The organism is Pseudanabaena sp. CCNP1317, assembly GCF_034931345.1.
GTDB lineage: Bacteria > Cyanobacteriota > Cyanobacteriia > Pseudanabaenales > Pseudanabaenaceae > Pseudanabaena > Pseudanabaena galeata.
In genome coordinates, this window is record NZ_JAYGIF010000005.1 from 57,398 (window position 1) to 73,027 (window position 15,630).

12 protein-coding genes are annotated in these 15,630 nt (G+C 40.4%); 5 read left to right on the forward strand and 7 right to left on the reverse strand.

Annotated features, from left to right (window positions below; all coding sequences use genetic code 11):
• Positions 1 to 27: 27 nt before the first annotated feature.
• A complete protein-coding gene (gene panB, locus VB775_RS03175; protein WP_281007216.1) occupies positions 28 to 792 on the forward strand; it encodes a 3-methyl-2-oxobutanoate hydroxymethyltransferase in 765 nt (254 codons plus the stop codon).
• An 18-nt stretch (positions 793 to 810) separates the two neighbouring features.
• Here the strand turns inward: panB and VB775_RS03180 are convergent, their stop codons facing one another.
• Positions 811 to 1,539, reverse strand: coding sequence for a DNA alkylation repair protein (locus VB775_RS03180; protein ID WP_281007215.1), 729 nt, complete (start codon positions 1,537 to 1,539; stop codon positions 811 to 813).
• Positions 1,540 to 1,607: 68 nt separating this feature from the next.
• Between VB775_RS03180 and VB775_RS03185 the strand changes: the two genes are divergently transcribed.
• Entirely contained in the window at positions 1,608 to 2,480 is an 873-nt protein-coding gene (locus VB775_RS03185; RefSeq protein ID WP_281007214.1) for a hypothetical protein, read from the forward strand.
• Positions 2,481 to 2,516: 36 nt separating this feature from the next.
• Here VB775_RS03185 and VB775_RS03190 read toward each other — a convergent pair whose 3' ends face one another.
• Both VB775_RS03190 and VB775_RS03195 read right to left on the reverse strand, forming a co-directional pair.
• Entirely contained in the window at positions 2,517 to 4,475 is a 1,959-nt protein-coding gene (locus VB775_RS03190) for an ABC1 kinase family protein (protein ID WP_281007213.1), read from the reverse strand.
• Positions 4,476 to 4,657: 182 nt separating this feature from the next.
• Positions 4,658 to 8,548 carry an Eco57I restriction-modification methylase domain-containing protein gene (locus tag VB775_RS03195; RefSeq protein WP_281007212.1) on the reverse strand — a complete coding sequence of 1,297 codons (3,891 nt, stop codon included), beginning with the start codon at positions 8,546 to 8,548 and terminating at the stop codon, positions 4,658 to 4,660.
• Positions 8,549 to 8,876: 328 nt separating this feature from the next.
• Here VB775_RS03195 and VB775_RS03200 point away from each other — a divergent pair, with 328 nt between their 5' ends.
• Both VB775_RS03200 and VB775_RS03205 read left to right on the forward strand, forming a co-directional pair.
• The gene (locus tag VB775_RS03200) at positions 8,877 to 9,236 is read left to right on the forward strand and encodes a hypothetical protein (RefSeq protein WP_281007211.1); all 360 of its coding nucleotides are present in this window, start codon (positions 8,877 to 8,879) and stop codon (positions 9,234 to 9,236) included.
• A gap of 68 nt (positions 9,237 to 9,304) precedes the next feature.
• Positions 9,305 to 9,649 (forward strand): hypothetical protein, encoded by a 345-nt coding sequence (locus VB775_RS03205; protein WP_281007210.1) that lies wholly within the window; start codon positions 9,305 to 9,307, stop codon positions 9,647 to 9,649.
• A 47-nt stretch (positions 9,650 to 9,696) separates the two neighbouring features.
• Here the strand turns inward: VB775_RS03205 and VB775_RS03210 are convergent, their stop codons facing one another.
• The 3 genes from VB775_RS03210 to VB775_RS03220 form a co-directional block, all read right to left on the reverse strand.
• Positions 9,697 to 10,833 carry a PP2C family protein-serine/threonine phosphatase gene (locus VB775_RS03210; RefSeq protein WP_281007209.1) on the reverse strand — a complete coding sequence of 379 codons (1,137 nt, stop codon included), beginning with the start codon at positions 10,831 to 10,833 and terminating at the stop codon, positions 9,697 to 9,699.
• Positions 10,834 to 11,072: 239 nt separating this feature from the next.
• On the reverse strand, positions 11,073 to 11,720 hold the full coding sequence (locus tag VB775_RS03215; protein WP_281007208.1) for a Shedu immune nuclease family protein: 648 nt from the start codon (positions 11,718 to 11,720) through the stop codon (positions 11,073 to 11,075).
• A complete protein-coding gene (locus VB775_RS03220; RefSeq protein ID WP_281007207.1) occupies positions 11,720 to 12,043 on the reverse strand; it encodes a type II toxin-antitoxin system RelE family toxin in 324 nt (107 codons plus the stop codon). Before VB775_RS03220 ends, VB775_RS03215 begins: the two co-directional genes overlap by 1 nt.
• A gap of 151 nt (positions 12,044 to 12,194) precedes the next feature.
• Between VB775_RS03220 and VB775_RS03225 the strand changes: the two genes are divergently transcribed.
• Positions 12,195 to 13,328, forward strand: coding sequence for a cob(I)yrinic acid a,c-diamide adenosyltransferase (locus VB775_RS03225; protein ID WP_281007206.1), 1,134 nt, complete (start codon positions 12,195 to 12,197; stop codon positions 13,326 to 13,328).
• A gap of 44 nt (positions 13,329 to 13,372) precedes the next feature.
• Here VB775_RS03225 and VB775_RS03230 read toward each other — a convergent pair whose 3' ends face one another.
• Positions 13,373 to 15,577 carry a GumC family protein gene (locus tag VB775_RS03230; protein ID WP_281007205.1) on the reverse strand — a complete coding sequence of 735 codons (2,205 nt, stop codon included), beginning with the start codon at positions 15,575 to 15,577 and terminating at the stop codon, positions 13,373 to 13,375.
• Between the last annotated feature and the right edge of the window lie 53 nt (positions 15,578 to 15,630).

The window sequence follows — 15,630 nt, forward strand, 5'->3', positions numbered from 1 at the left end:
ACAAATATACCCACGAGGAATGCCACAATGCCAGTGTCGATCGCCCAAATACAAAAATGGAAACAGCAAAAAAAGCCGATCGCGGCGTTGACAGCAAGTGACTATGCGATCGCCAAACTATTAGACAAAGCAGGCGTGGATATGATCTTGGTGGGTGATTCCTTGGCGATGGTGGCGCTTGGTTATAAAAATACCTTGCCTGTTACCCTTGATGACATGATTCGTCATGCTCAAGCGGTCGGGCGTGGTGTTGATAATGCTTTACTAATTGTTGATATGCCATTTCTCAGCTATCAAGTTTCTACGGAAGAGGCAATGCGATCGGCGGGACGTATTTTCAAAGAAACCGATGCGCGGGGCATTAAGCTTGAAGGTGGCTATCCTGATATGGTTGAAACTATTCGTAAGCTAGTACAAGTAGGAATGCCTGTCATGGGGCATGTAGGCTTAACCCCGCAATCGGTACATCGGATTGGTTATCGGGTTCAAGGTAGTACTCCTGACACTGCTGAAGAGATTTTACATCAGTCTAAAGCTTTGGTGGAAGCTGGTATTTTTGCATTGCTATTAGAAAATATTCCTGCGGATTTAGCGACCAAAATTACAGAACTAATTCCTGTCCCTACAATTGGGATTGGTGCTGGTCAAGGCTGTGATGGACAGATTTTGGTGACTCATGATGTTTTAGGTTTATCCGATTGGCAGCCTCCCTTTGCTCGTAAATATGTTGATTTGCAAAGCACAATTACGGAGGCTGTGAAGCAGTATTGCCAAGATGTCCGCAATCATTAAAGAAGATAGAATATCGCTCTATTTTCGAGATGGTTTGGATGAAGTTGGTTTGGATAAATATGCTTTTCGGTTTGGTTCATCAAAATGCTCGATCGCATAACGCAGCATTGTGCGGGGCATTTGTTGGCAATAAACATCCAAAAATTCAATTAAAATTTGACGATCTTGCTTGCCAACTTCACGCAACATCCAGCCTACGGCTTTGTGAATGAGATCATGGGGATGATCTAAAAGAACCGTGGCAATGGCGAGAGTATCCGTAAATTGTTGATGTTTGATAAATTCTAAGGTGGAGACAATCGCGATTCTCTGTTCCCAAAAATTGGGCGATCGGGCTAATTCTTGCAGAATATTACGGTCTTGGTGAAGTAAATGTCTGCCCAAAATTTGACGGCAGGTGACATCCACTAAATCCCAGTTATTAATCCATTTGGTATGTTTGAGATAGAACGCATAGATTTCTTCTCGTTTAAAAGTATCAGCTTTAGGATATTGATAGGTGAGAATCAACAGCGCGGTAAGGCGATATTCATGAATGTCCGTTTGCAGAAGTTTTTCTATCGCATCAAAACCAAGACTGATAAATTTTTTGGCTAATTGCCGTTGCTCTGGCACGGTAACACCCAAAAAGCGATCGCCTTCTCCATATTCGCCTTTACCCGTTTTAAAAAATCGAGAAAGTATAATTGCTTTGGTTGGACTAGCCAATGCATCTAGCTCACTCTTAAGATCGGCATGTGTTAGCATAATTTGCAGGATATTTTTGGTTTATATTAACCCTTGTTTGCCCTAGCCAGATGGCTAGGTAAAATCAAATGCTAAGCGCACCTGCGGGATATAAAACTCAATCGATTGATACCAGCATTGATGCTGAGATGTACTTGTTCAATCGCTTAAAATCTCTGACACTAATTCAAAAGGCTGAAAAAGTTAGCGGTTGGACAAAAGGATGTTTAGAACTTCATTTAGTTGGTCTTCAGCAGCGCTATCCAAGTATAAGTTTTAGCAAGTTGCGATACGAGTTTGCTAAAGCTACACTTAAACTTAATTTCTCTGATTCTGTATATCAAAATATTTCTGCATACGAGCAACCACTTATGCTTACTGATCCAATTTCACTAGCACTGGATGTAGCCGCAATTTTTAATGGTTTAGATATTCCCTATTTAGTCGGTGGATCGGTGGCAAGTACGCTAATGGGAGAACCTCGAGCAACTGAAGATGTGGATATTGTTGCTGATTTAACCATAGAAAAACTAATTCCATTACTACAATCTTTGCAACCCAGATTCTATGTCTCTGAAGATGCAGTTAGAGATGCAATTAGGTTCAAACGTTCCTTTAATCTAATCGACAATGATTCTCTGGGGAAAATAGATATTTTTGTGCTTAAAGATAACCCTTTTCCTCAAATTGAGTTTCAACGTCGCCGATCGCAACTAGTGAGACAAAATCCCGATCAAATGTTGGTATTACCCACTCCTGAAGATATTATTTTACAAAAATTAGTTGGGTATCGGATGACTAAGAATGAGTCGCAGAGACAATGGCGCGATGTTTTGGGAGTGCTAAAGATTCAAGGCGATCGCCTTGATTTTGGATATTTACAAAAATGGGCTGAGGAACTTAGTCTCAGTGATTTGTTGGAGACTGCTTGTACAGAGTCAGGGATAGAACTTTTTTTCTAAAAACAAAAGGAACGCAAAGCGTTCCTTTTGTTTTGCTTACCAACTGCGACCGTTTACCGATCGCCTTAAGCCAGAGCCAACCAATTCGCGCTCTTCGCCTTGAAAATTGCTCATAGCATTATTGATTAAATCCTGCTGTTTATCATCTTGATATTTTTGCTCATCGCGTAATAACACCTCACGGACTACTCGCACTAACGATCGCTGGGCAAGTTTAGAAATAACATCACGACCGAATGTGAGAGTTTGACGCTTAGTGAGAATGCGAGTAGCTAAAGGCAAAATGTCGGTGGGTGCGATCGCCTTGTCTTTCTGGAGGATTGTCCATAGTCTCGCAATGTAGCCTAAACTCGATGGAGTTTCAGTTTTAGCAATTGTTTCTTTGACTTGCGGATCAATCACGATATTGCTAATTGGTGACGTGCGAAATCTTTCAGGTAAACGCTTGCTTGCCTCAACTTCGATGCCTTTGACGATCTCATCGATGATGCGATCGTGCATAAATTCACTGCGATCGGAAAGTAAGAAATCGATTCCTTTGTCGAGGGTTCCATTCAAGTTGTAGTCAGGATTGGTTTGAGCATTGCTGAGCAAATTCTCTAGACGATTCCATCGGAATTCACCATCACGGAAGAGTAAATCCTTGAGAGCCATTCTTAACTCTGGCGCAGAATCATTCAGCAGACGATTGGCGACATAGGGATAGGCGACTGCTAAAACCTTGAATTTAGGATCGACGCTGAAGGCAATGCCTTCTAAAGTGACAAGCGATCGGATAATTAGCGCATAGTAAGCAGGAACTTGGAAGGGATAGTCATACATGATCTGCGATAACTGATCAGTCATGTCTTTAAAATCCATTTGCGTCAAGCTTTGTCCATCAGGCGGATTAAAAACTTCCGATAGTGCGGGGACGATCGCATCAAAGTCGATATCTTCAGTCAAAAATCCTAAACGCACATAGTCTTTAGAGAGCGCAATAAAATCACGATTGACTAGATGTACGATCGCTTCGATTAGTCCAAAGCGTTGCTCTGAGGAAACTTGGCTCATCATGCCAAAGTCGAGGTAGGCAAGTCTACCATCACCCATGACTAATAGGTTGCCGGGGTGTGGATCGGCGTGAAAATAGCCATAGTCAAGCAATTGACGCAAGGAGCATTGCACGCCAACTTCGATGATGTGACGACTATCAAAGCCAGCCTCTTTGACTCCCTGCACATTGGTTAACTTAATACCTTCAATCCATTCCATCGTTAATACCCGTTTAGCGGTGTATTGCCAATAGATTTTGGGAACATAAATTCCGTCCAATCCACCATAGTATTCAGCGAATTTTTCGGCGTTCTGACCTTCAAAGGTATAGTCCATCTCTTCAAAAATACGACTCGCAAACTCATCAAGGATCGCGGCTAAGTTAGTACGCACAAACTTGAAAGTCTTCTTGAGCCATGTGGCAATACCGCGCAGGATATACATGTCAAGAGCAATACCTGCGGCAATGTCAGGACGTTGGACTTTGATGGCAACGAGTTCGCCTGTTTTGAGTTTGCCTTTATAGACTTGACCTAATGAAGCAGCCGCGATCGGGTTGTCGGAGATTTCGGCATAAACTTCCGAAGGATCGGCTCCCAATGCATCGCGAATAAATTGGAAAGCAATTTCATTGGGAAATGGTGGCAGTTGATCTTGCAGTTCGGCGAGTTCGTCCATGAACACGGGTGGCACGATGTCAGGACGGGTCGAGAGAGCTTGACCAATTTTGATAAAGGCTGGTCCCAAACGGGTTAATAACTTTCGCGATTCGATCGCTAATTTTTTTAATTCTGTGGCTGAGGCTTTAGCGCTGAGGCGTAGTCTCAAAATCAACCAGATCAGGGGGACAAAAATCACTATGCAGCGCCACCAGACCCGCAAAGGTTGGTTGCGGTAGTAGTTTGCGATCGCGTCAATATCATAACGATCTAACTTAAAGTCTGGTTTGGTTACGGGCATAGTATTTTTGTAGACTTATCTGTAGACTTAATGTATAGATTATTTTAACAATTTGTAACAAGATTCGGGATAGCTCTCTAGGCTTAAGTTTGTAACGCTCTCACTAAAAGAGATCTTTACAAACTTAAGCCTAAAGATGATTCCCCTTAGCTATACGGAGAGTAGAAATTGAGTGTAATAGCTCAAAGAACAACTTTTAGCGCTTGCTCGATTACTTCTTGATATTCTGTTACTCCATATAATCTATAGGCAATTTGATCAATTTGATTTTGAATTTCTGCTTGTCGCAGCAAAATATTTTCTAAATCCGATCGCCCTGCTTCTTGTTGAACTCGTTGCTCGATGACTTCGAGTACACGCAAGTTACTAATGCGATCGAGATCATATTGATAAACTTTAAGTGCTACAAAGGCGGAGTTTCCCAAATTGCTAATATCACGGGTAAGCTTTTGTTTACGGCGAAAATCTTGATCAAATTCAATTAAATAAATTAGTCTAGCTAGTAAATAGCGGCGCAGGAAGTTATTACGAATTCTCACGGTGACAAGTTCGACCCATTCGCGATCGCCTTCTTTCCAATCTTCATCTTCGGTAATTTCGCCCCAGAGGCGATAACCATCAATGGTTGGTTCTATTTTTAGTGAGAGTAAATGTCCTTCACGGTTTGGGTTGAGACTTTCATATTCGATATCTGCACCATAGTCGCCTGTGATGTTGTGGTAATAGGTGGCGGAGACTTCGGTATATGGGATCGCTGAGGATTTGGCTTGGTAGGTAGTGATAATCGAGTAGCGATCGCGCCAAATTTGATGGGCTTCTTTGCCAAGTTGTGCTAGTTCTTGAAAGTCTGGATTATCTTCTGGTTGCTCAAATACAGGAATCGGTATATCACCAACTTGATTCTCAAAGTATTCAAACATCCCTTTCCCTGTGAGTTTACCGATACCTCCTAAAGCTCTGTAACGGAATTCTAATGGTTTGGAATTGAGCAAAGCACAAATATAATAAAGGGTCTCTATATTCGTGTTTTCAGCTTTCACAAAGCCAGCAACATCACTTTTAAAACCTAATGATCCATCTTCATCCACAGCAAATTTATTAGAATTGGCGCGGCGAGGGAAGAATATTTTTGGTGCAAGTAACCCGTTTCTTGGTCTATGTAATTGAAACCATTCATAACTACTTGTTCTATTTTTAAAAACATCTCTACTTTCTAAATCTTGTCTTTTTGACTCAAGATATTTTTTCAATGATGTAGGAATATCATTCCATTTTGTGCTGTGAGTATAATAAATTAACTGTGTTTCAGATGGTTTATGACCAAAAGCCTGAATTGAAGATATTGATACTCTTGAACACAAAAAATCTTTTGGAAATTTGCGTGTAAAGCTCCCCTCGAAAATAGCATCTTTGCCCGTAGTAATTCCCTCCATATATTTGACATAGTTTGTTTCCCTTATCTTTATTCCGCTTAGATCAATTTCACTAAAGATATGACTATAAGGAGAAATTTCCCATCTATCAGATTTTAAATTTTCTTGGTTAATCTTAACTTTAGCAAAACCATTGTGAATAGATAGTTCTAATTTTTTAGTAATTGCAGTTTTAGCTTTATCAAAATCGAGAACGTAATCAGTTACAAAATTACTTTCATCATCAGGAACCTGTTTTTGATATTGAATAATACAAGTAGCAATTCCAGCATTAAAAACTTTATGACCTAAGAAATCAAGGAGATAGGTGATTTTTGTGTTTTGGCTTAGAAATTCGCGTAAATTTTTTGACTTGTCACCCTGAATAAAAGCACGTGAAACAATAAAGCTTAACGTTCCTGATTGTTTGAGCAATTCATAGCCCCAGCGCAAAAAGTAAAATAAAATATCAGTTTTATCATTGTAAATATCAGCATAAACTGTCTTTAACCATAACAATTCTGATGCACCTCTACCAAACGTAGCATCAACACTAAAATAAGGTGGATTCCCAATAATCGCCGCAAATCCCCTTTGATCTGCTGGTAAACGTAGATCGAAAACATGGGGAAATTCCACTTGCCAGTTAAAGGGACGCTTTATGATCGCTTCTTCTAAAGCCGTAGGAATTAACATTAGTTGCGATTTCAATCGCTCAAATTCAGTAACTGTCCAGTCAGGCAAGGGGCTTAAGCCCCTTGTTCCATTTTCTAGAGATTCTGAGGTAAGATACAAACGAATAGCGATAATTTCCTTTTCATTAGAATTTCGATTTTTGATTGATTTAATCGCTTCTTGCAAACTCTCATCACTAGCAAAAAAAGCCGTCAATACTGGATTAACTTGTTGATTAATCTCCGTAATACAACGCTCTAAATTTGTCACTGCTTGAGCGCGATCGCGTTCTGATAAAGTCACATTTCTAGCTGTGATCGCTAAATCCGCCGCCTTTGCTAACTGCACAGATACAGACTCTAAATTAGCAGGCGAATGAATCAAACTATTACCAACCCGAATATTTAAAGCCAAAGCAGGCAACTTAGAATTAAGTGTTTTTCGTTTACCATAAACATTAGGACGAGCGCGAAGCAATCTTGTCCATAATGATAATTTCGCTAAAAGTACAGCTTGTGGATCGAGATCCACACCATGCAGCATTTTCACAACAATACTTTCTTCGATATTATTAATTGGAATTGCCGCCGCGTGACTAAATAAATCACCATTACCCGAAGTCAAGTTAGGATTTTCACAAGCCTTGTTATAGCGCTTTAACTCTTCTAATAAATAATCAAAGGCTCCCAATAAAAATGACCCTGAACCACAGGCAGGATCGCAAACAGTGATTTCTAAAACTGAACTAGCTACGTTATATGCTTCGGTAAAATTATGGGATTGCAGTAAAGCGATCGCTTGATCAATTTTTGTTTCAACTAAAGGCTGCAAAGTTTGATAAACAATCCGCCGCACAATATATTCAGGCGTATAGAAAACCCCCTCACGCTTGCGAGTTTGTTGGTTTTCGAGAATCTTGACTTGATTTCCATCTTCAATTAATTGGTGAGCCAAAAACTGCTCATAAGCAGTTCCTAAAATATCTTGAGTTAGAGTCGTAAAATCATAATTATAAATTGAGCGATATTCCGTTAAAGTTCCTGCGATCGCATACAGAAACCCATCTTTAGGTACTGCATTAACGATAATCAATGGCTCTAAATAATCACTCTCAATATCCAACTCATCCACCCATGACAGATGAAAAAGTTCTGTATTATAACCCACCCAAGTATTCCGAAACCCCTTACGCAGTTCTTCGATAAAAGGTAAATCAGCAAAAGTCTCCTGCCAATTGTAATAAATTCTTCCTAAATAGTTATAGGGCATTTCCGAACTAAAAGCTTCCAATAATCGAATCAACAAAAAACGATTAAGAATTACCTGCGAAGCTTCTCGAATTCTATCTAAACTTAGTTCAGGTTGCGAAGCTTTAATTCCGTTCGCCAGAATCGCCCGCCAAATTTTTAAATCCGCTAAAAACCTAGCCCCTAGACCTTCCCTAGTATTTTCTGTGTAATAAGCTGTTAAGCGATCGCCGCGTAAATTCTCCCTAGCCAAACAACCATAAAGCCGTTCCCTTAATTCAGGATCATTTTGCAAATCTTCAATTTTAAACTGCCAAAATGGTGTCTTATCCTGTAAACGCAATACATACCATTCTCGAAAATTGGATAAAACTATCCACAATACAGGCTGATCATTGGCAATATCTAAGCTGTAATCGCGCAAATAATCTAGAACTTGTTGCTTATTGCTTTCCCAAATATCCTTATCCCACAGACTCTTCGCCTCAAACATCAGCACAGGTCTAGCACCAGCATCAGGTTTGAGTAAATAATCAACCCAAGTCGTAGTCCGAATCAGGCTTTTGATCTTTCCCTCTGGTGTGCGACATTCAGGCGTATAGCCCAAAGCAGTGAGCAAAGGCTCTAATAAACGGCTTTTGGTAGCTTCTTCAGGTTTACCCTCTCGCGGCGATCGCTGCATTTGCTCAGATTCAACCACTAAACGCAAAATTTCAGCTTGAAAATTTTCTAAGGACATAAAACAAACTAAAAAGACTGAAAAATCACACTAAATTAATGTGATTTTAGTCGAACTAGCATGTCATTTACACAAAATTACATTTCTAATCTCTCAAAATTAGTTCAACTTAATTTTTTTTATGGTCATAGAGATATCTCTCTTCTGGTTCTTTACTACAACCGTGATTACCTCTGCGAAGCTATCTGCACAGGTATCATACAAATTTTCTAGGGATTGCTGATAGCTAGACTGCAATCATGCTAGTAGCGATCACCCTCGCTTTCAGGGTTTTCTTGATTTCAAGGTATGCAGTAGAATAAGCCATAGATTTTTATTCATTGCTGCTATGAGTCAAACCGATAACCTAGAAGAACGCTTTCGTGAGCTAGAGCGCGAAGTGATGGGCAATAAGCAACAAACGAGTAGCCAACAACCCCATGATCCAAACAAACGCGCTGAACCAGAATTTGTGGCTGTTGGGCAAAGCGTAGAGGCTGCTAAAACTGGCTTAAGTAGTCTTATTGCTTGGGTAAATAGCCTAACTGGAGCAACCAAAGTTGCCGCGATCGTGGCGATCGGGCTAGTTTCATTTACAATTCTGAGTTTTGTATTTAAACTAGTATCACTAGCCATTTCCATCGGCATTATGGCGCTAGTCGGGTTTATTTTGTACAAAGTATTCTTTGAGCCAAGCCCAACAAAATAAATAATAAAAATCTTTACACAGTAGAGATTTTTATATCTAAAACTAAATGTCTATCAGGACTAACTCCTATGACTATTTCTCGTGCATCTCGTAGACCAATCCAGCCGAAATTGCGTTCTATGCCTCTACGGAAAACCCCTTCGGCACTATACATCCAGATGCATCAACTCGCCAATGAGAAAGAGCGACTACAGGAAGAATTGGTACGAGTATGCGATCGCCAGCAACAAATAGTCAATCGTCTTGCCGAGCTTGATCGCAATCTCGCGCAACTAGATCTAGATGTAGAGAATAACGCTGTAAGTGCAGAGATGACCGAGGCACAGTTTGTTAATAAAATTAAGGCTAAGCCTACAGAGCGTATTCAAACAATCCGTGGCGCAACCTATGAAAGTATGACGATTGAATATTAGTCCAAGGGGTTTGAGTTTTGATTTTGCCTAAGGCAAAATCAAAACCACTATGGGAAGTGAATTTGTAATAGCGAAACATCATCACCAGATTTGGCGTTTGGCGTTTGGCTCTGGATTTTTTGCATAACTGAATTTATACTAATTTCTTCACTCAACGAGAATTTTTCTACTAAGTAATTGAAAAACTTAGGCATTCCCCATATCTTGTCATTTTCTTGCATAACTTCAAAAATGCCATCACTGAAAATATAAAGCTTACTGTCTGGCGCTATCGATAGTTCCGAGCTAGTGTAATCCACATCAGGGAAAAATCCTATAGGCATATCTAGACTAGGAAGTTCTTGAATCTGAGGACTTTCAGGAGTTCCAGAAATCAAAATTCCTTGCGGATGTCCAGCATTAGCATAGATCAGCTTACGTTGCGATCGCTCGTAGACTCCATACCACATTGTGAAATAGCGTCCATTGTGCTGACTCATCTGAAAAGCCCGATTAAGCTCTGTCATAATTGCGCTAGGCTCATAAAACTTCTCTTTCCCAAAGGACTGTGATCGCAAGAGATTTAAAATTGAAATGGATAATAATGCTGAACCTACGCCATGCCCAGAAGTATCGATCAAATAAATAGCTAAATGATCAGGATCTAACCAATAAAAGTCATAACAATCTCCACCCAGTTGACTAGAGGGAATAAACTCAGCCGTAATGTTTACTACACCTTCTAAAGTCAAAGGCAACAAAGCTCTTATATATTCTCCTGCCTCCGCAAATTCCGCCTCTAGTAACTGCTTTTGTGATTGTAAGTCTTTATTAAGTTGATAGATTCTTAAACCCGCTCTGACACTAGCGATTAATTCAGTCTTATCGATCGGTTTAGATAAAAAATCATCAGCTCCATTATCTAGAGCTTTCACCTTATCTTCGACAGCACCTTTGGAAGTTAATAAAATAAAGATCGTTGAAGACAAATTATCATCCAGCTTAATTTGATGACAGACTTCTAATCCATCTATGTCTGGCATCATCCAGTCACAGATGATTAAGGCTGGTTGATATTGTTTGGCTAATGATATTCCTTCCTTTCCATTCTTTGCGACAATTACTTCATATTTTTGTGCTTGCAGTGTATTTTTCAGAATCATTTGCATGACAAGATCGTCATCAATTACAAGAATTTGCTGCATCCTGATTACCTTATGGACTATATGTTATAGCAAAACATAAAATGGCTATGCCACAGCAAAGAAAGGGGTAGTTAGGACAGTTAGTTTCAGGGGCGATCGCGGCTCTAGAAAGTACCTTTTTGTTTACGATTGGGTATAAAGCATGAATTTATGTAAATTGAGCGATCGCGTTGCAAATTTTCTCATGACACAAATATATTGGCTCTAAGACATAGATTTTAGCATTCTGACCAAAAAAACTATTCGCTTTCAGGTTCTGCTTCGTAAATTGTTTGATATAGGTTGAGGCGATCTCTTATATCTTTGGCTAACTGATCGAAGGTTATACAAATTATCTTTCTGGAATCAACTACAACTTTATTCAAACGCCACTTTAATCTACTGTTATCAAGTTCTGACAAGAACTTATCTCTACCAATAACGATAATTCCATAAATTTCTATATTACTGTTACCAAAAATGTTGCGTGCCGAATCAGTGTTTTTAAGATCATCAATTTTCCAAAACCAATCAACAATTTGGCTAAAACCATGTTCAAATCTTGGCGACCATTCTGATGTGCTTTTTCCTTTTTTGCGTGTAAAAATACTGTTTTTAGTGGCATCCTCAAATTCGATAAAGCAATACGTATGATGTGTAGAATCTCCAACGATTAAATCTGCACGAAAATCGCCAAAAAATGAAAACTCATGCTTAATACGATCAAATGTGATCATGCTGGGAGCGTAGTAGGCAATGAATGCTGATAGATGTAATCTTGACTTGAAAAATGGCAATATGTCTTTAGTTTCAGATAGTTCATCTTTTGCAATGAGTAAATTTTCAAACTCTTGAAGTTCAGCAAAACACTGGCTAATATCTAATTTAAATGAATCTATTTTTGTCATTAATGATTTTTTGCATCCCCAAACAGAAATTCAAGACGACTACGACTAACTACATCCACAATAGTGATCTCTCTATCTTGTGATTTGAACACAATTCGATAATCACCTCTTCCTCTGGCAATGAAGTGGTTGGGGACAGAAGGATTAAGTTTATAGATCTTAGCTTTGGTGCAAACAGGGAAATCTTCTAAGCATTTGACTGTATTGACGATTTGCTCTTTATCTTTACTTGGCAAAAAGTCAATTGCAATTCGAGCCTTATCCAGAAAGACAATACGATTTTTCTGAGATGGGGGATTATTAATTTTAAGACTTGAGTTCATGCAATCAATGCCTCGCGAAAAAATCTTGGAACCATACTCTAAATATCATACTGCGATCGCTAGCCTATGCCATATTGAAGTGAGTACCTTTATGTTTTGGGTTTTCGATATAATCACAGTGAATGAGAAATGAAAGAGCTTAGATAAAGACATGGCAGCGATAGGCATCATGACCGCACAGGTGCGTCCCGAACGTGAGATCGGACAAATCCATGTTTATGACGGCACAGGCAAAGGCAAATCACAGGCAGCATTGGGCGTAGTTTTGAGATCGCTTGGCTTAGGCATGTCCGACACATCACCCTTCGGCACAAGAATTTTGTTATTGCGCTTTCTCAAAGGTTCGGAGCGTGAATATTCAGAAGATGCCGCAATTTCCGCATTGCAACAAGGATTTCCTCACTTAATCGATCATGTGCGGACTGGTCGCTCTGAATTTTTTGATGCTGAACATGTCACACCCTTCGATCGCCAAGAAGCCGAACGAGGTTGGGCGATCGCTAAAGGGGCAATGGCTTCAGGGCTTTACTCCGTAGTGGTTTTAGATGAAATTAATCCTGTTCTTGATTTAGGACTAATCCCCGTCGATCGCGTTGTCAAAGATTTAAAGCATAAACCACCCCATCTCGAAGTAATCTGCACAGGACGCGGTGCACCTCAAGCATTAATTGATATCGCTGATCTACACTCGGAAATGCGATCGCATGATGATGCCCATGCTGAGAAATATGATGTGACGGGAATTGAGATTTATACAGGTGCTGGTAAAGGCAAAAGCACCTCGGCTTTGGGGCGATCGCTTAAGGCGATCGGTACAGGCATTAGTCGAGATCTATCCCATCGTGTGCTGATCATGCAATGGCTCAAGGGTGGTGCTGGCTATACCGAAGATGCAGCGATCGCTGCTCTCAAACGTGGCTATCCCCATGTAATCGATCATCAGCGCTGTGGACGTGATGCGATCGTCTGGCGTGGTCAACAACAGGAAATGGACTGCATCGAAGCGCAACGTGGTTGGGAAATCGCTCAGGCAGCGATCGCTTCAGGACTTTACAAAACGATCATCCTTGACGAACTCAATCCCACTGTTGATCTGGATTTACTACCCGTCGAGCCAATCTGCCAAGCATTGCTCAAAAAATCCCGCGATACTGAAGTGATCATTACAGGGCGTTGTCTCAACCAGCCCGCTTACTTTGACCTTGCATCCGTTCATTCAGAAATGGTCTGTCACAAGCACTACGCTGAAAAAGGCGTAGACCTCAAACGTGGTGTAGATTTTTAAGAGAATGTCTGCGGCGCTTTGCGCCGCAGACATTCTCTTTAGGTTTAATTTTCGATAACTTCTACTTCCGCATCAGATTCCTGTTCTTCGGCTTCTGAGGCATTCAGGTAGTAGTGATTATAGTAACCATAGTGATACTCACTATCCGATGAGCCAATCATATTAATCAACAAACCAGAAACATTAGCTCTGGCTGTCGATAAAATCTCTAATGCACGGGAAATTCCACTTCTAGTTGAACGATTAATCGCTGCTACCAAAATAAATGTATCTACCTTTGATGTCAGACATTGAGCGTCAGTTATGCCAATCACAGGTGGAGTGTCAACCAAAACATAGTCATACTCTTGTCTCCATTCCTGTAATAGCGCAGCCATTTTACTAGACTCTAGTAATAACATAGGATTAGGAGGAAGAGAGCCTGAAGTTAAAACATGCAGATTTCCAAGCTCATCCCCTGCCTGAATTAGATCCTGCCATGAACTAAGCGTAGCTAAAGCTGTGGACAATCCAACTTTATTACCTAGCTTCGCTAATTTATGAATAGTTGGTTTTCGCATATCAGCATCAACTAAGAGAACTCTATGACCCAGAGCCGCTAAAATGTTAGCAAGATTATAGGTCAAAGTACTCTTACCTTCTGAAGGTACGGACGAGGTGAAAGCAATCACTTTCATCGTGTCGTCAGTACCCAAGTAACGCAAATTTAAAGCCAGCGAACCCAGCGCCTCTTTAAAAGCATAATAACTACTAGATGGCAATATACCTTGGCTATTTGTGGGAACTAAAGAGGCTACTTCTGTCATCGGGATGGAAGCAAGTAGAGGGATATCAATCATTTCCCTTAACTCCTCCACCTCACGAATTCGCTGATCTAGTCGATTGAGTAACAAAGCAAATAAGATTCCTAGTGCTATTCCAGAAATCGCTCCAGTAATCAAACTCCTCTCGATATCTGGAGAAGATGGTTTAATGGGAATAAGAGGCGGCTCCAAGATTTTCCATGATGAAATTTCTTGAGCCTCTGAGATTCTTAATTCTTCTAATTTTTCGCTCAACTTGTTGTAGGTTGAAGTGTCAAGGGCAAGTTGTCTTTGAATTTCTACATACCTTTGCTGAATCTGGGGGATCTTAGAAAAAGCGGTAGCAACTTCAGTCTGGGCATTACGAATGCTCTCTAGTTGAGCTTGGCTAACAGCAAGGTTAGTTTGAGCATCAAATAACTGGGAAGCTAAATTTTGCTGAATTGCACTATTCGGCTCGTTAGCAATATTTGTCGTACTGCCTCTCACGCCAACTACTGATTGAGCGCGAGTCTCCAGCAATCGATAGAGTTCATCTCGACGATCTCTAAGGGCGATCACAGTAGGGTGATCTTCTCGAAAGCGAGTGCGCTCTAAAAAGTAATTAGTTTCAACTTCTTGAAATTGTTTAACTAAGGATTGATAGGGCGTATCTTGTTGCAAAATTGCGCTACTGATCGCCGCTTCAGGAGATTTGCCAACTTGACGGCTAAGGGCTTCATACTGTTGTTGAACTTGGGCGATTTTGATTTGTAATTCTTGAGCTTGCTTTTCGAGTGCCTCGCGCATTTTATAAACAGAGGCTGCATAGGTGTCAGGATCGACAATATTGTAAGTCTTACGGAATTGGGTAACTGCGAGAGCTGACTTATCAAGCTGCTGTTTAACCTGTGGCAGCTTATCTTGGATAAATTTAATCGCAGTACTGGACTTAGTACGGCGATCTTTTAAGCTATATTCAACGTAAGTTTGGGTTAATGCATTTAAAACTTCTCGCGCCCGCTTGGGATCGCTATCTGTGTAGGTAAGACGCAAAACCATCGTATCTTTTTCGGGACGGATGTCTAATCCATTCATAATCGTCAATGGATCAATATCTTTGTAGGATACTGACGATGGAGATTGCTGCATTTTAGAAACAGCAATTTCAATGAGAGGGCGGCTTTCCAGAATAGCGACCTCTGTACTGAGATTAACCAGAGAGCTAGTGGATAATCCCGGAAGTTGAATATCTGATATAGCGATCGTCGAGTTAACTAGGAGCGAAGAGGTTGAGCGATATTGTGGAGTTCTGGTAAATGTATAGTAAGTATTTCCCGCAAATACAGAGACAGAAACAGCGACGATGACGATCCAACGCTTGCGGAGTACTCTGAAAAATTTGGCAAGCTTAAACGAATCATCGACATACTTGCCTACATAGGTAGCTTTAGGATATTCAGTCATCGTTGTTTTTACCTAAGTAGCTTTAATCGTTAAACTCTTAATCGTTTAATCGT